The sequence below is a fragment of the Pseudomonas sp. KCJK8993 genome (assembly GCF_046230915.1).
Classification (GTDB): Bacteria; Pseudomonadota; Gammaproteobacteria; order Pseudomonadales; family Pseudomonadaceae; genus Aquipseudomonas; species Aquipseudomonas piscis.
This window is the reverse complement of the sequence record NZ_JBJJLO010000050.1, coordinates 1-20,899: the sequence shown is the minus strand read 5'-3', so window position 1 is coordinate 20,899 and position 20,899 is coordinate 1. Positions and strand designations below refer to the sequence as shown.

Annotated in this window: 15 protein-coding genes and 3 tRNA genes; 5 read left to right on the top strand and 13 right to left on the bottom strand. The window is 60.5% G+C overall.

Annotation, left to right across the window (positions count from 1 at the left end; genetic code table 11):
• Positions 1-237 precede the first annotated feature (237 nt).
• The gene (locus ACK6AU_RS17240) at positions 238-2,277 is read right to left on the bottom strand and encodes an FAD-dependent oxidoreductase (protein WP_185698956.1); all 2,040 of its coding nucleotides are present in this window, start codon (positions 2,275-2,277) and stop codon (positions 238-240) included.
• A 210-nt stretch (positions 2,278-2,487) separates the two neighbouring features.
• Between ACK6AU_RS17240 and ACK6AU_RS17235 the strand changes: the two genes are divergently transcribed.
• Both ACK6AU_RS17235 and ACK6AU_RS17230 read left to right on the top strand, forming a co-directional pair.
• The gene (locus ACK6AU_RS17235; protein WP_185698955.1) at positions 2,488-3,606 is read left to right on the top strand and encodes a carbon-nitrogen hydrolase family protein; all 1,119 of its coding nucleotides are present in this window, start codon (positions 2,488-2,490) and stop codon (positions 3,604-3,606) included.
• Positions 3,607-3,610: 4 nt separating this feature from the next.
• Positions 3,611-4,651, top strand: coding sequence for an AraC family transcriptional regulator (locus ACK6AU_RS17230; RefSeq protein WP_185698954.1), 1,041 nt, complete (start codon positions 3,611-3,613; stop codon positions 4,649-4,651).
• 375 nt (positions 4,652-5,026) lie between these two features.
• Here ACK6AU_RS17230 and ACK6AU_RS17225 read toward each other — a convergent pair whose 3' ends face one another.
• Together ACK6AU_RS17225 and ACK6AU_RS17220 are read right to left on the bottom strand one after the other, a co-directional pair.
• Positions 5,027-5,899: a DUF2242 domain-containing protein gene (locus ACK6AU_RS17225; protein ID WP_409300233.1), complete on the bottom strand. Its 873-nt coding sequence runs from the start codon at positions 5,897-5,899 to the stop codon at positions 5,027-5,029.
• Between the two features lie 92 nt (positions 5,900-5,991).
• Entirely contained in the window at positions 5,992-6,891 is a 900-nt protein-coding gene (locus tag ACK6AU_RS17220) for a LysR family transcriptional regulator (protein WP_409300231.1), read from the bottom strand.
• Positions 6,892-7,004: 113 nt separating this feature from the next.
• On the opposite strand from ACK6AU_RS17220, the gene ACK6AU_RS17215 reads away from it, so the two are divergent.
• Positions 7,005-8,210 carry an MFS transporter gene (locus ACK6AU_RS17215; RefSeq protein WP_409300229.1) on the top strand — a complete coding sequence of 402 codons (1,206 nt, stop codon included), beginning with the start codon at positions 7,005-7,007 and terminating at the stop codon, positions 8,208-8,210.
• A gap of 82 nt (positions 8,211-8,292) precedes the next feature.
• Here ACK6AU_RS17215 and ACK6AU_RS17210 read toward each other — a convergent pair whose 3' ends face one another.
• From ACK6AU_RS17210 to ACK6AU_RS17170, 9 genes are all read right to left on the bottom strand, one after another.
• Positions 8,293-10,164: a SurA N-terminal domain-containing protein gene (locus ACK6AU_RS17210; protein WP_409300227.1), complete on the bottom strand. Its 1,872-nt coding sequence runs from the start codon at positions 10,162-10,164 to the stop codon at positions 8,293-8,295.
• A gap of 224 nt (positions 10,165-10,388) precedes the next feature.
• Positions 10,389-10,661 (bottom strand): HU family DNA-binding protein, encoded by a 273-nt coding sequence (locus ACK6AU_RS17205; protein WP_022639715.1) that lies wholly within the window; start codon positions 10,659-10,661, stop codon positions 10,389-10,391.
• A gap of 148 nt (positions 10,662-10,809) precedes the next feature.
• Positions 10,810-13,206: an endopeptidase La gene (gene lon, locus ACK6AU_RS17200; RefSeq protein ID WP_185698949.1), complete on the bottom strand. Its 2,397-nt coding sequence runs from the start codon at positions 13,204-13,206 to the stop codon at positions 10,810-10,812.
• A gap of 163 nt (positions 13,207-13,369) precedes the next feature.
• Entirely contained in the window at positions 13,370-14,653 is a 1,284-nt protein-coding gene (gene clpX, locus ACK6AU_RS17195; protein WP_185698948.1) for an ATP-dependent Clp protease ATP-binding subunit ClpX, read from the bottom strand.
• 106 nt (positions 14,654-14,759) lie between these two features.
• Positions 14,760-15,401: an ATP-dependent Clp endopeptidase proteolytic subunit ClpP gene (clpP, locus tag ACK6AU_RS17190; RefSeq protein WP_016965272.1), complete on the bottom strand. Its 642-nt coding sequence runs from the start codon at positions 15,399-15,401 to the stop codon at positions 14,760-14,762.
• A 93-nt stretch (positions 15,402-15,494) separates the two neighbouring features.
• Positions 15,495-16,805, bottom strand: coding sequence for a trigger factor (gene tig / locus ACK6AU_RS17185; RefSeq protein WP_185698947.1), 1,311 nt, complete (start codon positions 16,803-16,805; stop codon positions 15,495-15,497).
• A gap of 405 nt (positions 16,806-17,210) precedes the next feature.
• Positions 17,211-17,295: transfer RNA gene (locus ACK6AU_RS17180), tRNA-Leu, on the bottom strand.
• A 56-nt stretch (positions 17,296-17,351) separates the two neighbouring features.
• A tRNA-His gene (locus tag ACK6AU_RS17175) sits at positions 17,352-17,427 on the bottom strand.
• 32 nt (positions 17,428-17,459) lie between these two features.
• Positions 17,460-17,536: transfer RNA gene (locus tag ACK6AU_RS17170), tRNA-Arg, on the bottom strand.
• A gap of 279 nt (positions 17,537-17,815) precedes the next feature.
• Between ACK6AU_RS17170 and folD the strand changes: the two genes are divergently transcribed.
• Together folD and pbpG are read left to right on the top strand one after the other, a co-directional pair.
• Complete coding sequence (gene folD / locus ACK6AU_RS17165; RefSeq protein ID WP_185698946.1) at positions 17,816-18,670, top strand: bifunctional methylenetetrahydrofolate dehydrogenase/methenyltetrahydrofolate cyclohydrolase FolD; 855 nt, start codon at positions 17,816-17,818, stop codon at positions 18,668-18,670.
• A gap of 291 nt (positions 18,671-18,961) precedes the next feature.
• Complete coding sequence (gene pbpG / locus ACK6AU_RS17160; protein WP_409300224.1) at positions 18,962-19,900, top strand: D-alanyl-D-alanine endopeptidase; 939 nt, start codon at positions 18,962-18,964, stop codon at positions 19,898-19,900.
• Positions 19,901-19,958: 58 nt separating this feature from the next.
• Here the strand turns inward: pbpG and ACK6AU_RS17155 are convergent, their stop codons facing one another.
• The gene (locus ACK6AU_RS17155) at positions 19,959-20,633 is read right to left on the bottom strand and encodes a peptidase C39 family protein (protein WP_409300222.1); all 675 of its coding nucleotides are present in this window, start codon (positions 20,631-20,633) and stop codon (positions 19,959-19,961) included.
• Between the last annotated feature and the right edge of the window lie 266 nt (positions 20,634-20,899).

Genomic DNA, 20,899 nt, shown 5'->3' with positions numbered 1-20,899 from the left:
TGCCCCAGCGACACAAGCTTCGTGTAACCGCTGCCGAAGGCTGCGCAAAGGACCGCAGGGCCTTCAGGGGCAAAGGGCAGGTGTGGGTGCAGGGATCGAGGATCGCCGTGCCCCTACGGGGCAGGTAAGACCTTCAGAGGCCAACGGGAAGGTGCAGGAATGGAAGATCGTCGTGCCCATGCGGGGCATGCGCAGCCTTCGGCAGCGGCTACAGGGCCGCTGCCGGGGCAGGAGGGATCAGAGCTCGGCGGCCAGGCGCGAACCCTGGTTGATGGCGCGCTTGGCATCCAGCTCGGCCGCCACGTCGGCGCCACCGATCAGGTGCACGTTCTGCCCGGCGGCCACCAGGCCATCGTGCAATTCGCGCAGCGGGTCCTGGCCGGCGCAGATCACCACGTTGTCCACCGGCAGCACCTGGGGCTCGCCCGCTTCGCCAACGCGGATATGCAGGCCGGCGTCGTCGATCTTCAGGTACTCGACGCTGTTGAGCATCTGCACCTGCTTGTTCTTCAAGCCAGTGCGATGGATCCAGCCCGTGGTCTTGCCCAGGCCATCTCCGACCTTGCTCTTCTTGCGCTGCAGCAGGAACACCTGGCGCGCCGGAGCATGGGGTTCGGCCTTGATCCCGGCGATGCCGCCGCGAGCCTGCAAGCGGGTGTCGATGCCCCACTCCTTCCAGAACGCCTCGCGATCCTGGCTGGTGGCTACGCCCTGGTGCACGAGGAACTCGGAGACGTCGAAGCCGATGCCGCCAGCACCGATCACCGCCACCTTCTGGCCCACCGGCTTGCGCTCGAGCAGCACGTCCAGGTAGCTCAGGACCTTGGCGTGTTCCACCCCGGGAATCGCCGGCACCCGTGGTGCGATGCCGGTGGCGAGGATGATTTCATCGAACCCGCCGGCCACCAGTTGCTCGACATCCACCCGGGTATCCAGGCACAACTCGACATGCGTGGTCTGCAATTTGCGCTTGAAGTAACGCAGGGTTTCGTAGAACTCCTCCTTGCCCGGCACACGCTTGGCGATATTGAACTGGCCGCCAATTTCGCTGGCCGAATCGAACAGGGTCACCTGGTGCCCACGCTCGGCGGCCACGGTGGCGGCGGACAAACCGGCCGGACCGGCACCGACCACGGCGATCTTCTTGATCTGCTGGACCGGCAGGTAATTGAGCTCGGTCTCGTGGCAGGCGCGGGGGTTGACCAGGCAACTGGTCAGCTTGCCGCCGAAGGTGTGGTCCAGGCACGCCTGGTTGCAGCCGATGCAGGTGTTGATCTCGTCGGCACGGCCGGCGGCAGCCTTGTTGACGAAGTCCGGATCGGCCAGGAACGGCCGGGCCATGGACACCATGTCGGCATCACCCTCGGCCAGGATCTGCTCCGCCACTTCCGGGGTATTGATGCGGTTGGTGGTGATCAGCGGGATGCCCACCGAACCCCGCAGCTTGGCCGTGACCTTGCTGAACGCGGCGCGCGGCACCTTGGTGGCGATGGTCGGGATGCGCGCCTCGTGCCAGCCGATACCGGTGTTGATGAGGGTGGCGCCGGCCTTCTCGATGGCCTGGGCCAGTTGCACGATCTCTTCCCAGGTGCTGCCGCCTTCCACCAGGTCGAGCATCGACAGGCGGAAGATGATGATGAAGTTCGGGCCTACCGCTTCACGCACCCGACGCACGATCTCCAGCGGCAGGCGCATGCGGTTCTCGTAGCTGCCACCCCAGCGGTCGGTACGGTGGTTGGTATGGGCGGCGAGGAACTGGTTGATGAAGTAGCCCTCGGACCCCATGATCTCGACGCCGTCGTATTCGGCCTTCTGGGCCAGGGTCGAACAGGTGACGAAATCGCGGATCTGCTTCTCGATGCCCTCCTCGTCCAGCTCCTTGGGCTTGAACGGGTTGATCGGCGCCTGGATGGCGCTGGGCGCGACCTGCTTGGGGCTGTAGGCGTAACGTCCGGCGTGCAGGATCTGCATGCAGATCTTGCCACCGGCCTCGTGCACCGCGCGGGTCACGATCAGGTGCTTCTGCGCCTCTTCCTCGGTAGTCAGCTTGGCCGCTCCGGAATACACCCCACCTTCATCGTTGGGGCCGATGCCGCCGGTGACCATCAGGCCCACGCCGCCGCGGGCGCGCTCGGCAAAATACGCCGCCATGCGCTCGAAGCCGCCGGGCTTTTCTTCCAGGCCGGTGTGCATGGAGCCCATCAGGGTGCGGTTGCGCAGGGTGGTGAACCCCAGGTCGAGGGGGGCCAGCAAATGCGGGTACGGGGCAGCAGCCATGGCGTCACTCCAGATCGGGCTATCACGGTAGGTGCGGAAGCTCTGCGGCTCCCGTCGGTAGTGCGGCACAGACTAAAAGCACACCCGCTGTAGGCTCAATGACCGTAACTGACAAGTTATTGATCCAAACGCACAGCGACCCTTGGCAAGCGTGGGCTGTCGCCCTACCCTAGGCGGCGAATCCTGCACACGGTTGTCGACTGTTTTCCCATGCGCAAACTTCTGTACATCACCCTCGCCCTGGCCCTGGTCGCCGCCATCGGCAGCTATGGAGCCTGGACCCGCGATCGCCCGGGGGCGCACTACCTGTCGGACCTGCGCATCACGCTGGCGGTGGACCATGGCGCGCGCGCCGACCACGGCAACCTGCTGGCGATCCAGCCGGAGCTGTTTCCCACTGACTACCAAAGCAGCGCACGCCTGCACCGCAAGCTTGCGGCCTACCTGCAACAGGCTCGTGAGCGCGGCCTGGTGAATGCCAAGACCATCGTCGTGCTGCCCGAACATATCGGTACCTGGCTGATGGTCAGTGGCGAGAAGAACGAGCTGTACCAGGCCACCACCCTGAAGGAGGCCATGAACTGGCTGGCGGTGAGCAACCCGCTGCTGTTCGTCAAGGCCTTGGCCGCCGCCAAGGGCGCCAGCCGGCTGGACGACGCCCACCTGCGGATGAAAGCCCAGCAGATGGCCAGGGACTATCAGGAGCTCTTCGGCGGCCTGGCCCGGGAATTCCAGGTGACCCTGGTGGCCGGCTCCATCGTGCTCCCCGAACCCAGCGTCAACCAGGGCAGCCTGCTGGTGGGTACTGGCGCCCTGTACAACAGCGCCCTGGTGTTCGGCAGCGATGGCCAGCCCATTGGCCAGCCGCAGCGCCAGATCTACCCCAGCCTCTCCGAGAGCGGCTATATCCATGGCGATGTCGGCGCGGCGCCGCAGGTCTTCGACACTCCGGCCGGGCGTCTCGGGGTCCTGATCGGCAGCGATAGCTGGTATCCGGAGAACTACCGCAAGCTCGACGCACAGCAGGCACAGCTGGTGGCGGTGCCGGCCTTCATCATGGGCAAGGGCCGCTGGGAGCAACCCTGGCGCGGCGACCACAGTGCCGCCCTTGCAGCCCTCGCGCCGAATACCAGCGAGGGCACGGCGTGGCAGCGCCTGACCCTCACCAGCCGCGCCTCCCAGAGCCTGGCCAGCGGTGGCGCCAGCGTCTTCCTGCGTGGCCAGTTCTGGGACCTGGGCACCAGCGGCCAGAGCTTCCTGAGCAGCGCAGGCCAGACCTTCGCCGACGATGGCAGCCGTGGCGCCCGCCTGCTGAACCTCTGGCTGTAGAGCCTTGAAAAGCGCACCGATGCGCCTGGGCGACCTGTCGGTGGGCTTCGTCCATAGCCTGGCGGATGCGGTCCGCAGCCATGGCCAGGACCCTGCTCCCCTGTTGGAGCAGTATGGACTGGACAGCGCGCGGCTGGCCGAAGCCGGGGCGCGCCTGTCGATTCCACGCTACATGCGCCTGGGCCACGGGGCGATCCAGCTCACCGGGGATCCGGCCCTGGGATTGCGCATGGGTCGCCTCAGCCGCCTGAGCCAGGCCGGCCTGGCCGGTGTCACCGCCGCCCAGGCGCCCACCGTGCGTGAAGCGGCACGCTGCCTGACGCGCTTCGAAGCCCTGTACGGCTCCAACTATCGCGGCCAGTCGAGCTTTTGCGAGGATACCGACGGCGCCTGGCTGCGCTTCTATTCCATCAGCCCGTACAACGCCTACAACCGTTTCGTGGTGGACTCGATCATCTCCGGCTGGTTGCAGCAGTTGTCCAACCTGGCCGGGAAAACGCTGCACGCGCAACGGATCGACATCGAATTCGAACAGCCCGACTACCACGAGGCCTATGCCCTGCTCGGCCCTACCACGGTGCACTTCGGCGCCGAGCGCAACCAACTGCGCCTGGACCAGGCCAGCCTGGCCTTGCGCAACCCCGAGCATTGCCCGAGCACCTGGCGCCACCTGTTGCTGTTGTGCGAAAGGGAACTGGAGCAACTGACCCGCACCCGCAGCCTGCGCGAACGCATCATTCAATTGCTCGGACCGTTGCTCAACGGTGGCCGGGAACCGGACCTGGAGGAAGTGGCGGCGCGCCTGAAGCTGCCGACCTGGACCTTGCGCCGCAAGCTGGCCGAGGAAGGTACGCAGTTCCGGGCGATTCTCAACGACACCCGGCGCGACCTGGCCATGACTTACATCCGCGACACCGAACTGGCGTTCGGCGAGATTGCCTATCTGTTGGGGTTCGCCTCAGCCGAGGCCTTTCAGCGGGCCTTCAAGCGCTGGAACGGCCAGACTCCGGGGGAGTTTCGTCGCAGCCACCGGCAGTTCGGCTAAAAAAAACCACCGGCTTTACAGCTCGGTGGCATCGTCTGCGGGTTCCAGAGGATCCAGCTCGAAAGCTTGATACTCCAGCAGCTCTTCTTGGTAATCGTCCATGGAGACTCCTTTTCCGTTGATTGAATGGACCTGCGCTCGTTTATCGCCAGGATCAGCATAAGTTGCCGGGATGACAGGAAAAATACTACCCCCCAAGTCAGGATTTCTGTCATTGAAACGTAACGGCCCATAAACAATTTAAACAGGCAACCGCTATCGCCCTGCCCGAACGGCGAACAGCGACCCTGTCGACAAGGGAAGCAGCAACTGTTGGACAAGCCAGGCCCTGGCGACCGGGTGCCGCGATGGCGGAACCGCCATCGCCATGGCAGCTCAGCGCGGCAACGCCTGGATCGGCTCGGAAGGCGGTGGCAGCGTGCTGGCGGGAGGAGGAGTAATGACGGGCTCTGGAACGAGCACATCGCTTGCCGGCGCTGGCTCGCTTGCTGGAGCCGGCACTATCGGAGCCGCCTGCACCGGCGGCACCACCGGCTGCGACAGGCTCGGCTCAGGCTCGGCGACCGGGGTACTTGGGACCGCTGAGGGCACGACCAGCGGAGCCAATGATGCAGGCTGGGGCTCTGCCTTGGCCGGAAGCTGGGCCTGGCTGTCCGGCTTGTTCTCGGGAACCCCGAGATCGGCCTTGGGCTTGTCCTCGACATGGGTGGCTGCCTTGGTTTCCTCGGGCAGGAACAATTCCAACAGGGCAAAGTAGCGCTCATAGAACTTGGCGGATGACACCGTCTCGCTGGCCACCTTGACCATCGAATCGTCAGTGGAGCCGATGGGCATCGATACCGAGCCCAGGACCCCGACCCCGAGGCTCGCCGAGTTGTTCAGTTTCTTCAGGGCATAGCGGTCCTGCAGGGCGTTGGCGAACACCGTCGAGCGACGACCACCGGTCCCATCCTTGGCACAGACGATGTTGAAGCTGATTTCCAGGTGGGTCTCGCCGGTCTGCTGGAAGCTCTTGTGGCCACTGACCAGCTTCGGATCATTGCTGGTGATGATGTAGCCCTGGCTCAGCAGTGCGCGTCGCGCAGCCTCGCAAGATGCCGTCTCGCTGACCGGATAGTTGCGCGAGAACGTACCCGAATCGTCGAAGCTTTCATGCTCGTAGATGGCCGTCTTGTGCGATGAACAACCGGCGACCGCGGACAACAGCAATACCGCGGTTGCCGAGCGCAGGGGAAATGATCTAAACATCGAGAATCCTGAGGAAAACGCTTCGGCGCGTATTGTGCTACAGATCAGCGTCGCGCAGTTCGGCTAATTGATGGCGTTGATCTCACGCAAGGTTACTGACCACTGTTTACCGGAAAAAGTCGTTCGCTCAAATGTTCGATCAGCACTCGCAGCTTGGCAGCGGCGTGCCGGCTCGACGGCCACAGCAACCAGAAGGTGCCCTTGAACTCCAGGTACTCGTCGAGTACCACCTGCAGCTCTTGGCGCTGGATGGCGGAACGCACCATGAAGTCCGGCAAGCAGGCGATGCCCAGGCCGCTGCGGGCCGCTTGCTCCAGTGCTTCGATAGAGCTACTGGTCAAGCGAGTCGGCAGCAGCGGTTCAGGCTGGTGGAGCCGAGGCTTGAATGGCCAGGCCTCAAGCTTGCCGGTGTGATGGAAGATGTGCCGCAGGCAGGCGTGCCCATGCAACTCCTGGGGTGACAGGGGCAGTCCGCGGGCCTGGAAGTAGCCCGGGCTGCCCACCAGCACCATGCGAAAACGCCCCACCTGCCGGGCCAGCAAGCGTGAATCCTTGGGGTTGCCGGTGCGTACCACCAGATCGAAGCCCTCTTCCACGACGTCCACCATGCGGTCGGAAAGATCGACATCCAGCTCGATCTGCGGATAGCGCAACATGAACTCCGCCAGTACCGGCATCAACAGGCTGTGGGCCTGGGGCGCGCTGATCCGCAGTTTGCCCACGGGGGCACTGGCCGAATCGCATAACTGGAATTGGGCCAGCTCGACCTCGGCGGCAATCCGGCGGCACCGCTCCAGCAACCCCGCCCCTTCGGCGGTAAGGCTGATACTGCGGGTGGTGCGATGAAAGAGGCGGGTTTCCAATCGCTCCTCCAAGCGCGCGATGCTTTTGCCCACAGCCGAGGACGACACCCCCAGAAGGCGCCCGGCCTCGGTGAAGCTGCGAGTCTCCGCCACCTGCATGAACACCGGGATACTGCCTAACCAATCCATTGCCAACTCCGGAATTAAGGACCTGGATGTCCGATAAGTTCGGAACCTTAGCCTATTTTTCCCCCATGGACAGCGCCCTACCCTGTATCTCCCTTTCAACCATGGAGCCTTCCATGAATCGCCCAGTGGATGCCTGCGAGCTGCTGCCCCCTGTTACTGAAACTTCTGAACGCTTTCCCGTCGGCGGCCTTCTGGCCCTGGCGAGCGCAGGTTTCATCACCCTGTTGACCGAAGCCATGCCGGCCGGATTACTGCCACAAATGAGCCAGGGCCTTGAGGTCTCGCCGCCTCTGATCGGGCAATTGGTCACCTTGTATGCCCTGGGCTCGTTGCTGGCGGCCATTCCGCTGGTGACCCTGACTCAAAGTTGGCGACGGCGCCCCCTGTTGCTGATCGCCGTTGGCGGGTTCGCCATCGTCAACAGCATTACCGCCCTTTCCAGCGACTACAGCCTGACCCTGGCCGCTCGCTTCTGTGCTGGAGTCTTCGCCGGTTTGCTCTGGGCCCTGCTCGCCGGCTACGCCAGTCGCATGGTGGCGCCTCACCTGCAGGGACGAGCGATCGCCATGGCCATGCTCGGTGCCCCTGTCGCGTTGTCCATCGGTATTCCGGCGGGAACCTTGCTCGGCAACATGGTGGGCTGGCGCATGAGTTTCGCCATCATGACGTTGCTGACCCTCGGGCTGGTGGTCTGGGTACTCCGGCAGGTACCGGACTTCCCGGGGCTACGCCCCCAGAAACGCCTTCCCCTGCGCCGGGTACTGGCATTGCCGGGCGTCAGGCCGGTGTTGTTCGTGACCTTTACCTATGTATTGGGCCACAACATTCTCTACACCTACATTGCGCCCTTCCTTGGACCAGCCGGCCTTGGCGGACAGATCGAGCGTGTGCTGCTGGTGTTCGGCCTGGCCGCCCTGTTGAGTATCTGGGCGACCGGGTTGCTGATCGATCGCTGGCTAAGGGCACTGGTACTGGTCAGTTGCCTACTGTTCATCGCCTCGACCCTGCTGCTGGGGCTGCTTCCCCAGGGACCGACGACGATCTATGTCGCGACAGTGATCTGGGGGCTTTCGTTCGGAGGTATTCCCACCCTATTGCAAACCGCGCTGGCCAAATCTGCTGGTGAACATGCCGACGCCGCGCAGTCGATGCTGGTGACCTTGTGGAACCTGGCAATCGCCGGGGGCGGCCTGGGCGGCGCAGTGCTGCTCCAGGGGCCGGGGGTGACCAGCTTCCCCTGGGTGATCGGCGGCCTGCTGCTGACGGCCCTGCTGGTAGCGGTGGGTGCCAAGCGACAAGGGTTTGCGGCTTATCGCTAACCGCTCATGGATGGGGATCATCCACGCAAAAAAAAGACCCCGGCTTTGAGGCCGGGGTCTTTTCAACACAGGGGAACAGGCATCAGTAGCGCTTGATATCCGCTTGGCTTTCCAGTTGCTTGCGGTAGGCCGCGAAGTCTTGCTGCCCTTGGCGCGAAGCCAGGAAGCGACGGTACTGGGCCTTCTCTTCCTCGGTCGGCGCCGTGGCTTCGTTGACCGCGTTGAGCTGCAGCACCAGCAGGTTGCCGTTAGGCAGGGTCACGCTGGTGAAGCTCGGCTTGTCCTTGGACTCAGGCTTGCTCATGCGGAACAGAGCCTGCAGTACGGTCGGATCGATACCGTCCTGGCCGCGGGTAACGGCTTTAGCGACTTTCCAGTCCTGGCCGTCCACGGGCTTGTTCAGCGCAACCTTGCCATCGCGCAGACTGGCGATCAGCTCTTCAGCCTTGGTCTTGGCCGCAGCGCTGGCGTGCTCCTTGGCCAATTGCGTGCGAATGGAACTGGCTACGCTCTCCAGGGGCAGTTGCTCGGGCTTGCGGTGCTCCTTGGCACGCAGTACCACGACGGTTTCCGGATCCAGTTCGATGGCGCCGCTGTTGGCCCCCTCGTCGAGGACTTCGGTACTGAAAGCCGCCTGGATCACGGCGCGGTTGGCCGCGATACCGTCGCCACCCTCACGGCCGAACGGCGCGGAGGTATGCACGGTGAGTTTCAGGTCCTGGGCCGGCTGGGCCAGGTCGGAGGCTTCGAACGACGAGTCTTCCAGCTGCTTGGTGGCATCGACGAAACGCTGTTCGACCTGTTGCGCCTTCAGCTCGCGGGTCAGCTTGTCCTTGAGGCTGGCGAAGCTCGGCACCTCAGGCGCCTCGACACCGAGCAGCTTGATCAGGTGGAAACCGAAATCGGTGCGTACCGGGGCGGAGACCTGGTCCTTGTTCAACGCGTACAGCGCTTTCTCGAAGGCTGGATCGTAGACGCCGGGACCTGCGTAACCCAGGTCACCACCGTTATTGGCCGAACCCGGATCCTGGGAGAACTCCTTGGCCAGCGCCTCGAACTTCTCGCCCTTGGCCAGGCGAGCCTGGATGTCTTCGATCTTGGCCTTGGCCTGGGCTTCGTCGACCTTGTCGTTGACCTCGATCAGGATATGCGCGGCACGGCGCTGCTCGGCCAGGTTGCCGATCTCTTTCTGATAAAGCGCCTGCAGGTCTTCGTCCTTGACACTGACTTGGTCGAAGAAAGCGGCTTTCTTCAGCTCGATGTAATCGATCACCACTTGGTCAGGCGTCATGAACTCCTTGGCGTGCTGGTCGTAATAGGCCTTGACCTCGTCATCGGTCAGCTTGATGGCTACCGGATCGGCCTTGACGGTCAGGGAAGCGAAGTCGCGGGTCTGTTTCTCCAGCCGGGCGAATGCCAGCACCTGGGCGTCGGTGACGAAACCGCTGCCAGCCAGGCCGGCACGGATCTGGCCGATGAGCATTTCCTGGCTGAGCATCTGCCGGAACTGCATGCGGCTATAACCCAGCTGGCGAATGACCTGATCGAAACGCTCGGGGCTGAACTTGCCTTCAACCTGGAATTCCGGTGTTTGCAGGATCACCTGGTCCAGGGCACCTTCGGAGAAAGCGAACTTGGAGTCCTGGGCACCTTGCAGCAGCAACTTGCGGTCGATCAACCCTTTCAGGGCCGCTTCACGCAGCATCTTCTCGTCGAGCAGGGAGGCATCGAAGTCCTTGCCCAATTGCTGCATCAGCTGGCGGCGTTGCATGTCGACGGCCTGGCTCAACTCGTTCTGAGTGATCTCCTCGCCGTTGACCTTGGCCGCATCCTGTTTATGGCTAGTCGCGTTGAAAATGGCATCGAAACCGGTCAACGCCATCAATGCGACGATGACCCCGATGATGGTTTTGGCAATCCAGCCTTGTGAATTGTCCCTGATATTCTGCAGCATGCGTCCCCCAGAAACGGCTGTACTTCTGTTCAAGCAACCGTGGAGCGTGGGTAGAGTCCGGATAGAAGAAAGGCGCATCCGAGGATGCGCCTTCTCGTAACTGGCGGAGCGGACAAGAGCTGAACCTGCGACTCTCGGCGTGAACCGGTAGCACCGGTCGACTGGCGCCCCGCTGCCAGATCAGGCATGACCCCGACCCGGATGGGCAAAGGCCCTGAAGAAACTTAGTTGACCGCTTCTTTCAGAGCTTTACCGGCTTTGAAACCTGGCTTTTTAGCAGCAGCGATTTCCAGAGTCTTGCCGGTCTGTGGGTTACGACCAACACGAGCTGGACGATCAGTTACCGAGAAAGTACCGAAACCAACCAGCACAACAGAGTCACCGGCCTTCAGAGCGCCAGTAACGGATTCGATCACTGCATCCAGCGCACGGCCAGCAGCAGCTTTCGGGAGATCAGCAGATGCAGCGATAGCATCAATCAGTTCCGACTTGTTCACTCTAAGTCCCCTTATATATCTATGAGTATGATTCTAAGTTTTTTGGTGAAAGCAAAAACGAGTGCTGAATGGCCTACAGGCATTTAAGAGCCGCTTTATAACAAGGGCTCTAAAAAGCTGTCAAGGAAGCCCCCCAGGCTAATGCGTACTAATGCGTGCTAATTCTTTCCTTAGAGTCAGACTCGCGTTTTTCGTCCTTTGCAACTATCTCGGGAGCCACATCCGGCAAGGGCTCCGGCGCGTATTGCAGCGCAATTTGCAGGACTTCGTCAATCCATTTAACTGGTTTGATCTGCAGATCCTGCTTGATATTGTCTGGAATTTCTTTCAAATCGCGAACGTTCTCTTCAGGAATGATCACGGTCTTGATTCCGCCCCGATGAGCCGCCAGTAGTTTCTCTTTCAAACCACCGATAGCCAATACCTGACCACGCAGAGTGATCTCGCCGGTCATCGCTACATCCGCTCGTACCGGAATACCGGTCAGGGCCGAAACCAATGCCGTGCACATGCCTATGCCCGCGCTCGGACCGTCTTTCGGAGTCGCGCCTTCGGGCATGTGGATATGGGTATCGCGCTTCTCATGGAAATCCAGGGGAATGCCCAGGCTCTTGGCGCGGCTGCGAACTACGGTCTGCGCGGCGGTGATCGACTCGACCATGACATCGCCCAGGGAACCGGTCTTGATCAGTTGCCCCTTGCCCGGCACCACGGCCGCCTCGATGGTCAACAGCTCCCCCCCCACCTGGGTCCACGCCAGGCCGGTCACCTGGCCGATCTGGTCCTGCTGCTCGGCCAGGCCGTAGCGGAATTTGCGCACGCCCAGGAAATGCTCCAGCAGGTCGGAAGTGACCTTCACCGAGAAGCGTTTTTCCAACGCATGCTCCTTCACCGCCTTGCGGCAGACCTTGGCGATCTGGCGCTCCAGGCCGCGCACACCTGCCTCGCGAGTGTAGTAGCGGATGATGTCGCGGATCGCCGCCGGGTCGAATTCCAGCTCGCCCTTCTTCAGGCCATTGGCCTGGACCTGCTTGGGCGCAAGGTACTTGACCGCGATGTTGATCTTCTCGTCCTCGGTGTACCCGGGCAGGCGGATCACTTCCATCCGGTCCAGCAGGGCTGGCGGAATGTTCATCGAGTTGGAGGTGCAGAGGAACATCACATCGGACAGGTCGTAGTCGACCTCCAGGTAGTGATCGTTGAAGTTGTGGTTCTGCTCGGGGTCCAGCACCTCGAGCAGGGCCGAGGCTGGATCGCCGCGCATGTCGCTGCCCATCTTGTCGATTTCATCGAGCAGGAACAGCGGGTTGCGCACGCCAACCTTGGTCATCTTTTGAATCAATCTTCCCGGCATCGAACCGATGTAGGTCCGCCGGTGCCCACGAATTTCCGCTTCGTCACGCACACCGCCCAGGGCCATGCGCACGAACTTGCGGTTGGTGGCATTGGCGATCGATTCCGCCAGGGAGGTCTTGCCGACCCCGGGCGGGCCCACCAGGCACAGTACCGGGCCACGAATCTTCTTCACGCGCTTCTGCACGGCGAGGTATTCGAGGATCCGTTCCTTGACCTCTTCCAGGCCGTAGTGGTCGGCATCGAGGATGTCCTCGGCGCGCGCCAGGTCCAGGCGTACCTTGCTCTGGGCCTTCCAAGGCACCTGCACCAGCCAGTCGATGTAGGAGCGAACCACGGTGGCCTCGGCGGACATCGGCGACATCTGCTTGAGCTTGTTCAGCTCGGCCTGGGCCTTGGCCATGGCGTCCTTCGGCAGCCCGGCGGCATCGATGCGCTTCTTCAGTTCTTCGATTTCGTTGTGACCTTCGTCACCATCGCCCAGCTCTTTCTGAATGGCCTTCATCTGCTCATTCAGGTAGTACTCGCGCTGGCTGCGCTCCATCTGCTTCTTGACGCGACCACGGATGCGTTTTTCCACTTGCAGCAGATCGATCTCGGCATCCAGCAGGGCCAGGACATGCTCGACCCGTGCGGACAGGTCGATGATCTCGAGGATTTCCTGCTTCTGCTCGATCTTCAGCGCCATGTGCGCCGCCATGGTATCCACCAGGCGACTGGGCTCATCGATACTATTGAGGGAAGAAAGAACCTCGGCAGGGACCTTCTTGCCCAGCTGTACATATTGCTCGAACTGGGACAGCAAGCTGCGGACGAAAACTTCCGACTCGCGGTCGGGAGCTTCGACCTCATCAATCAGGGCGACTTCGGCACGGCAGTGGCCGTCCACTTCGCTGAAGCGCTCGACAGCGCCGCGCTGCTCGCCCTCGACAAGCACCTTGACAGTGCCATCGGGCAGCTTGAGCAACTGCAACACAGTCGCAATGGTACCTACGCGATAGAGTGCATCCTCACCGGGATCGTCATCAGCAGGGTTTCTCTGTGCCAGCAGCAGAATCTGCTTGTCGCCCGTCATCGCTGCCTCGAGGGCTTCGATCGACTTCTCGCGCCCCACGAACAGCGGGATAACCATGTGCGGATAAACTACGACATCACGCAATGGCAGGAGAGGCAATTCGATGGTTGTCTTCATGATTTCGCCTCTACGGCGGCCATACGGCCGTAAACAGGTGGAAGTAAACGTGAAACCAAGATGGGGGCTGCCTGAAAAAAAAACAAGCTCAAAGACAGCGTTTCAAAGACGCTAAAAACAAAGGGGCCCGAAGGCCCCTTCTTTCACTCGAACAGCCCGAAGCTTACGCGTCGGGAGCCGCCTTGGCAGTCGGCTCACTGTTTTCATAAATGAACAGTGGCTGGGACTTGCCTTCAATAACGCTTTCGTCGATCACTACTTTACTCACCTCGGACTGCGAGGGGATCTCGTACATAGTGTCGAGCAGCACGCCTTCGAGAATCGAGCGCAGCCCACGGGCGCCAGTCTTGCGCTCCAACGCCCGCTTAGCGACGGCCTTCAGTGCGTCCGTGCGGAACTCCAGGTCGACACCTTCCATCTCGAACAGCTTGCCGTACTGCTTGGTCAAGGCGTTCTTCGGTTCGGTGAGGATCTGGATCAGCGCAGCCTCATCCAGCTCGTCCAGGGTTGCCAGAACCGGCAGACGACCGACGAACTCTGGAATCAGGCCAAACTTGACCAGATCGTCAGGCTCGACTTCACGCAGGGACTCGCCAACCTTCTTGCCCTCTTCCTTGCTGCGGACTTCGGCATTGAAGCCGATGCCACCGCGAGTGGAGCGATTCTGGATGACCTTCTCCAGGCCGGAGAACGCACCGCCACAGATGAACAGGATGTTGCGGGTGTCGACTTGCAGGAACTCCTGCTGGGGATGCTTGCGGCCACCTTGAGGCGGAACCGAGGCGACCGTGCCTTCGATCAGCTTCAACAATGCCTGCTGCACGCCTTCGCCGGAAACATCCCGGGTAATCGAAGGGTTGTCGGACTTGCGGGAAATCTTGTCGATTTCATCGATGTAGACAATGCCCATCTGGGCTTTTTCCACATCGTAGTCGCACTTCTGCAGCAGCTTCTGAATGATGTTCTCGACGTCCTCACCCACGTAACCGGCTTCGGTCAGGGTGGTCGCGTCGGCAATGGTGAAAGGCACGTTCAACAGGCGCGCCAGGGTTTCGGCCAACAGTGTTTTACCCGAACCTGTAGGGCCGATCAGCAAAATGTTGCTCTTGCCGAGTTCGACATCGTCACTTTTCTTGTCACGCTGGTTCAGACGCTTGTAGTGGTTGTACACCGCTACCGCCAGAACCTTCTTCGCACGCTCCTGACCAATCACATACTGATCAAGGATGCCGCTGATTTCTTTAGGCGAAGGCAATTTATGCGCGCTGCTCTCAGCCTGTGCCTCCTGCACCTCCTCACGGATGATGTCATTGCACAGGTCGACGCACTCGTCGCAGATAAAGACCGAGGGGCCGGCAATCAATTTGCGCACTTCATGCTGGCTTTTGCCACAGAAGGAGCAATAAAGCAGTTTGCCGTTGTCCTCGCCGTTGCGGGTGTCAGTCATTCGATCGATCCAAATCCGATAGGCTTGCAACACAAGATGAAGGCAATTGCGGGCTTTTTCAAGTCCGCAGGCGACCGGTCAAACCAGTCGCCTCCATTCAAGTTGCTTAGGCGGGCATTTGACGCTTGTTGATCACGGAGTCGATCAGGCCGTACTCCGCAGCGCGCTCGGCGCTCATGAAGTTATCACGCTCGGTATCACGCTCAATCGTTTCCAGGCTCTGGCCAGTGTGATGGGCCAGCAGCGAGTTCAGTCGCGAACGGATGTGCAGGATTTCCTTGGCATGGATGTCGATATCCGACGCCTGGCCTTGGAAACCGCCGAGCGGCTGGTGGATCATCATGCGCGAGTTCGGCAGGCAGTGGCGCTTGCCAGCCGCACCACCTGCAAGCAGAAATGCACCCATGCTGCATGCCTGGCCGATGCAAATAGTGGAAACGTCAGGCTTGATGAACTGCATGGTGTCGTAGATCGACATGCCGGCGGTCACCGAACCACCTGGCGAGTTGATGTACAGATGGATGTCCTTGTCCGGGTTTTCGGCTTCAAGGAAAAGCAGCTGCGCCGCAACCAGGTTGGCCATGTAGTCTTCTACCGGGCCGATCAGGAAGATCACCCGCTCCTTGAGGAGGCGCGAGTAGATGTCGTAGGCGCGCTCGCCACGGGCGGACTGCTCGATAACCATCGGGACCAGACCACCTGCGGCCTGAATGTCAGAGCTCTGCTGATAATAAGAATTGCGGGACATGTCCTGCAGTTACTCCCAAATAGTCATATCTTGAATACGCATAAGCCAGCACGAAGGCTGGCTTATGGTGTGTGCTTCGAACGATAAAGAAGATTAGTCGGCTTGAGGTGCTTCTACCGGCTTGACCGCTTCTTCGTAAGAGACCGATTTGTCGGTCACGCTAGCTTTCTGCAGAACAGTATCCACAACTTGTTCTTCCAGCACAACCGAACGAACTTCGTTCAGTTGCTGCTCGTTCTTGTAGTACCAGGACACGACTTGCTCTGGTTCCTGGTAGGCAGAAGCCATTTCCTGGATCAGTTCACGAACGCGTGCTTCGTCAGGCTTGAGGTCGAATTGCTTGACCACTTCAGCAACGATCAGACCCAGTACTACGCGGCGCTTGGCTTGTTCTTCGAACAGCTCGGCTGGCAGTTGATCAGGCTTGATATTGCCACCGAACTGCTGAACAGCCTGAACGCGCAGACGGTTGACTTCGTTATCCAGCAGAGCCTTCGGTACTTCGATCGGGTTGGCGGCCAGCAGACCATCCATGACCTGGTTCTTCACCTTTGACTTGATGGCCTGACGCAGTTCACGCTCCATGTTCTTGCGAACTTCTGCACGGAAACCATCCAGGCCAGCTTCCTTGATACCGAATTGCGCGAAGAACTCTTCAGTCAGTTCAGGCAGCTTGGGTTCGGAAACGCTGTTGACGGTAACGGTGAACTCGGCAGCCTTATTGGCCAGGTCCAGGTTCTGGTAGTTCTCGGGGAAGGTCAGATTCAGAACGCGCTCTTCACCAGCCTTGGCGCCAACCAGGCCATCTTCGAAGCCCGGGATCATGCGGCCGGAACCCAATACCAGCTGGGTGCCCTTGGCCGAACCGCCAGCGAAAGCTTCGCCGTCGATCTTGCCAACAAAATCGATGTTCAGTTGGTCATCGTTCTGGGCAGCGCGGTCGGCCACTTCGAAACGAACGTTTTGCTTGCGCAGGATTTCCAGCATCTTGTCCAGATCGGCATCAGCCACTTCGGCGCTCAGGCGCTCGACAGAGATACCTTCGAAACCGGCAACGGTGAACTCAGGGAAAACTTCGAAAGTGGCGACGTATTCCAGGTCCTTGCCTTTTTCCAGCACCTTAGGCTCGACCGAAGGAGCGCCAGCCGGGTTCAGCTTCTGCTCGACAACGGCCTCATAGAAGGAAGCCTGGATCACATCACCTACTGCTTCTTGACGTGCATCAGCCTCATAACGCTGGCGAATCACGCTCATTGGAACCTTGCCAGGACGGAAGCCTGGGATTTTGGCCTTTTGGGCAGTCTGCTGCAGACGCTTGTTGACCTGGCTCTCGATGCGCTCAGCCGGCACGGTGATGCTCATGCGGCGCTCAAGAGCAGAAGTATTTTCAACAGAAACTTGCATGGATATTCCTCGTTGCACAGACGATTAGCCGGCCGTTTTCCGACCCCAGAATCAAGGGCATGCATTCTAGTGGGTCGAACTCAAGAAGTCACCCTACTGAAAACGGGTAAAAAGCGGCCAGCAATGTGAAGACGGGGACAAAGGTTCCAGCCCCGCCATGAGAGCAAATACTACGAACCGAACCAGGGCCTCAGCATCAGCCCCTCTATATATAGAAGGAACCTGAACGAGCCCCTCGAACGTACCAGCCAACAGCAGCCATTCGCCGAGAAAGCTGACGAATACAGCACGGGTATTTCACCTCCTGGCGTGCCGCGCGCACGGGACGCACCAAGACCGGAAACGAAAACGGCGCAGACCTTTTCAGGTACTGCGCCGTCATCTGCTATTAACTAGCTACTTTATTGGTGCGGACGAAGAGACTCGAACTCTTACACCTTGCGGCGCTGGAACCTAAATCCAGTGTGTCTACCAATTCCACCACGTCCGCGTAACAGACTTTTAAAGCAAAGGCGCCAGACTATTAATCTGGCGCCTTTTCGAATATGGGGTGGACGATGGGGATCGAACCCACGACAACAGGAGTCACAATCCTGTGCTCTACCAACTGAGCTACGCCCACCATATTGCATTACTTGTGCCAAAGCTGCCTAATGGCGCACCCGGCAGGACTCGAACCTGCGACCATCCGCTTAGAAGGCGGATGCTCTATCCAGCTGAGCTACGGGCGCCTTATTAATCTGTACTCTTAGATGACTACAAACTAATTGCTTCAGTCGTTACGAGTTCAACTTCAACTCTGCCCGACCTTCTTAACCAGTGCTAGGCTGTGCCCGACAAGTGCGACGAATGTTATAGACGAGCCGTTAGGTCGTCAACTCTTTTTTAAAAAAAATTCATTTAATTAAAGGAGTTAGGGCAATTCACGGACCAAGCGCCTTTGCCCTCTCGTTCCGACATGCGAGAATGTGTTCCCATTTTCTCTCCCTCTCGATGGTTAATCACGCGTCATGACTGCACAACTAATCGACGGCAAAGCGATCGCCGCTAGCCTGCGCCAGCAGATCGCCAAGCGTGTCGCCGAGCGTCGCCAGCAAGGCCTGCGTACTCCTGGTCTTGCGGTGATTCTGGTCGGCAGCGACCCGGCCTCCCAGGTCTATGTCTCGCACAAGCGTAAAGACTGCGAAGAGGTAGGCTTCCTTTCCCAAGCCTACGATCTACCGGCCGATACCACCCAAGAGGCCCTGGCCGGCCTGATCGACCGCCTCAACGATGACCCGAATATCGATGGCGTCCTGCTGCAACTGCCTCTGCCGGAGCATCTGGACTCTTCTCTGTTGCTGGAGCGCATCCGCCCGGACAAGGACGTGGATGGCTTCCATCCTTATAACGTCGGTCGCCTGGCCCAGCGTATCCCGCTGCTGCGCCCCTGCACCCCCAAGGGCATCATGACCCTGCTGGAGAGCACCGGTGCCGACCTGTACGGCATGGATGCGGTCGTCGTAGGCGCATCCAACATCGTCGGCCGCCCCATGGCCATGGAGTTGCTGCTGGCCGGCTGCACCGTGACCGTGACCCATCGCTTCACCAAGGACCTGGCCGGCCATGTCAGCCGTGCCGACCTGGTGGTCGTGGCCGCCGGCAAGCCGGGCCTGGTCAAGGGCGAATGGATCAAGGAAGGCGCGATCGTCATCGACGTCGGCATCAACCGCCAGGAAGACGGCAAGCTGGTGGGCGACGTGGTGTATGACACCGCCCTGCCCCGTGCCGGCTGGATTACGCCGGTGCCAGGTGGCGTAGGCCCCATGACCCGCGCCTGCCTGCTGGAAAATACCCTGTACGCCGCCGAAACGCTGCACAGCTGAGCGCCCTTGCGCACACAAAAGCCCGCCATCGGCGGGCTTTCTTTATTCTGTAACACCCCAGTATTTACCTCCCCTTATCGCTGGCGACTTCTGGCCCGGCGCCTGCCATGCGATCCAGACCGACCATGCACTACCGTTCAGGAAAAAATCGGTTTTTTTCTTGGTTTTGAAGGGCTTTCACCTGACTGCTGAAGAGCAATCGACAGTTCTTCAGCCATACTCATAGAATGTAACGTTTTTCCAAGAAAGCCCGTTGCAAGACGGCATATCCATCCTATCGAGTCCACCAGCGTGAAAATTCGTCTCTCCATCCTCAGCTTGTTGTTTGCTGTGTCCGGTACCCTGGTCGCGCAGAGCGTCGACGCCGCCGAAACCACCGCGGCGCCAAGAGACACTTCACAATTGCACATCGCCTCCGGCAGCGCCCTGCTGCTCGACCTGCAGACCAACAAAGTCATCTATTCCAGCAACCCGGACGTCGTGGTGCCCATCGCCTCGGTCACCAAGCTCATGACCGCCATGGTGGTGCTGGACGCCAAGCAGCCCATGAACGAATACATTTCCGTCAATATCAGCGACACCCCGGAAATGAAAGGCGTGTTCTCCCGAGTCAAGCTCAATAGCGAGCTCAGCCGCCATGAAATGCTCCTGATCACCCTGATGTCCTCGGAAAACCGCGCCGCCGCCAGCCTGGCCCACCACTACCCGGGTGGCTACGCCGCCTTCATCGCCGCGATGAACGCCAAGGCCAAGTCCCTGGGCATGACCCACACCCGCTACGTGGAGCCCACCGGCCTGTCGATCCATAACGTGTCCACCGCCCGCGACCTGAGCAAGCTGCTGCTGGCCGCACGCAAATATCCGATGCTCAGCGAACTGAGCACCACCAAGGAAAAGACCGTGGCATTCCGCAAGCCCAACTACACCCTGGGCTTTCGCAATACCGACCATTTGGTGAACAAGGAAAAATGGGACATCAAGATCACCAAGACCGGCTTCACCAACCAGGCCGGTCATTGCCTGGTGCTGGTGACCAGCATGGGCAATCGTCCGGTGGCCCTGGTGATTCTCGATGCCTTCGGCAAGTACACCCACTTCGCCGATGCCAGCCGGATCCGCAACTGGGTAGAGACCGGCAAGAGCGGCTCGGTGCCGGATGTGGCCCTGCGCTACAAGGCCGAGAAGAACCTCAAGAGCCGGCAGGTGGGAGCCACCCAGGCCTCCCACTGATCCGCAGCCCTCTCTTGCAACAACGGCGCCTTCGGGCGCCGTTGTCGTTATTACAGGTTCAACGTTTGTCGAGGGCCTTGCCGGCCCTGGCAGCTGCCTGCTCCTGGCCAGCCTGGGCCAGCTCATTGACCGCCTTCAGCCAACGCTGGCGATCGACGCCCGCCGGCAGTTGCTCGGGAGCCTGGATCAGCACCGCGAAGCTACCGGCATCCTTCCAGGCCGACTCGAACTCGCCGAATTCCATCAACTGCCGACGCAACTTGCCCCCCCGCAGCAGCACCGTCTGCTTATCCTGGTTGTAACCCGCCAGCACCGCATAGCGCGGTTCGCTCCAGAATGCCTTGCCTTCGGTGAAGCGCACCAGTACCGGATAACCGGCGGCCACCTGGGTCAGCAAGGCCGCCAGGTTATCGTCCAAGGGGTAGACCACCATGCCGTATTCCCGGGCCAGGTTCTGCATGTTCTGCTGCAACTGGGCCTCGGCTCCCGGCAAATGCAGGGGCTTGTCCAGCAACCCTGGGGTGATCACGATGCCCTGCTGCGACAGCATGCTGGCCAACGCCCCTGGTCCGCTCTGGTACATCTCGCCACGGAAGAACGGCACGCTGCTCAGTTCCACCCGCTCAGGCAAGCGCTTGAGCTGCGGCGGCACACTGCCGGCACAACCGACCAGGCCCAAGACACAGGCGCTGGCCAGCAGCGCCGCTCGAAATCGAGGAAATACCCGCACCATCATCGCTCTCTATATATCTGCTGCCGGGCGACCCGCTCCCGGCTGGGGCCCTGATCATAGGGCTCTCGCGAGCAGGGGTATAGCGCCGGGGGGCAGTTAATTTAAAACCATAGAGCGAAGTGTTCGAAGACGCTCGACTATTGGTCAATAGCTTGAAACACAGAGCCTACTAGACTGTCGATTAGTAAGAGTGTGTGCCCCACAAGGGCACGAAAGGAGGCACTTATGAGCCTGACGACAACGATCCTGATGCTGGTCCTGGGCTG

Coding starts and splice junctions, on each gene's coding strand:
- ACK6AU_RS17235 (WP_185698955.1), top strand. CDS start 2,488: ATGCGCAAACTTCTGTACATCACCCTCGCCCTGGCCCTGGTCGCCGCC.
- ACK6AU_RS17220 (WP_409300231.1), bottom strand. CDS start 6,891: ATGGATTGGTTAGGCAGTATCCCGGTGTTCATGCAGGTGGCGGAGACT.
- ACK6AU_RS17155 (WP_409300222.1), bottom strand. CDS start 20,633: ATGGTGCGGGTATTTCCTCGATTTCGAGCGGCGCTGCTGGCCAGCGCC.
- lon (WP_185698949.1), bottom strand. CDS start 13,206: ATGAAGACAACCATCGAATTGCCTCTCCTGCCATTGCGTGATGTCGTA.
- ACK6AU_RS17225 (WP_409300233.1), bottom strand. CDS start 5,899: ATGTTTAGATCATTTCCCCTGCGCTCGGCAACCGCGGTATTGCTGTTG.
- ACK6AU_RS17215 (WP_409300229.1), top strand. CDS start 7,005: ATGAATCGCCCAGTGGATGCCTGCGAGCTGCTGCCCCCTGTTACTGAA.
- clpX (WP_185698948.1), bottom strand. CDS start 14,653: ATGACTGACACCCGCAACGGCGAGGACAACGGCAAACTGCTTTATTGC.
- tig (WP_185698947.1), bottom strand. CDS start 16,805: ATGCAAGTTTCTGTTGAAAATACTTCTGCTCTTGAGCGCCGCATGAGC.
- clpP (WP_016965272.1), bottom strand. CDS start 15,401: ATGTCCCGCAATTCTTATTATCAGCAGAGCTCTGACATTCAGGCCGCA.
- ACK6AU_RS17210 (WP_409300227.1), bottom strand. CDS start 10,164: ATGCTGCAGAATATCAGGGACAATTCACAAGGCTGGATTGCCAAAACC.
- folD (WP_185698946.1), top strand. CDS start 17,816: ATGACTGCACAACTAATCGACGGCAAAGCGATCGCCGCTAGCCTGCGC.
- ACK6AU_RS17240 (WP_185698956.1), bottom strand. CDS start 2,277: ATGGCTGCTGCCCCGTACCCGCATTTGCTGGCCCCCCTCGACCTGGGG.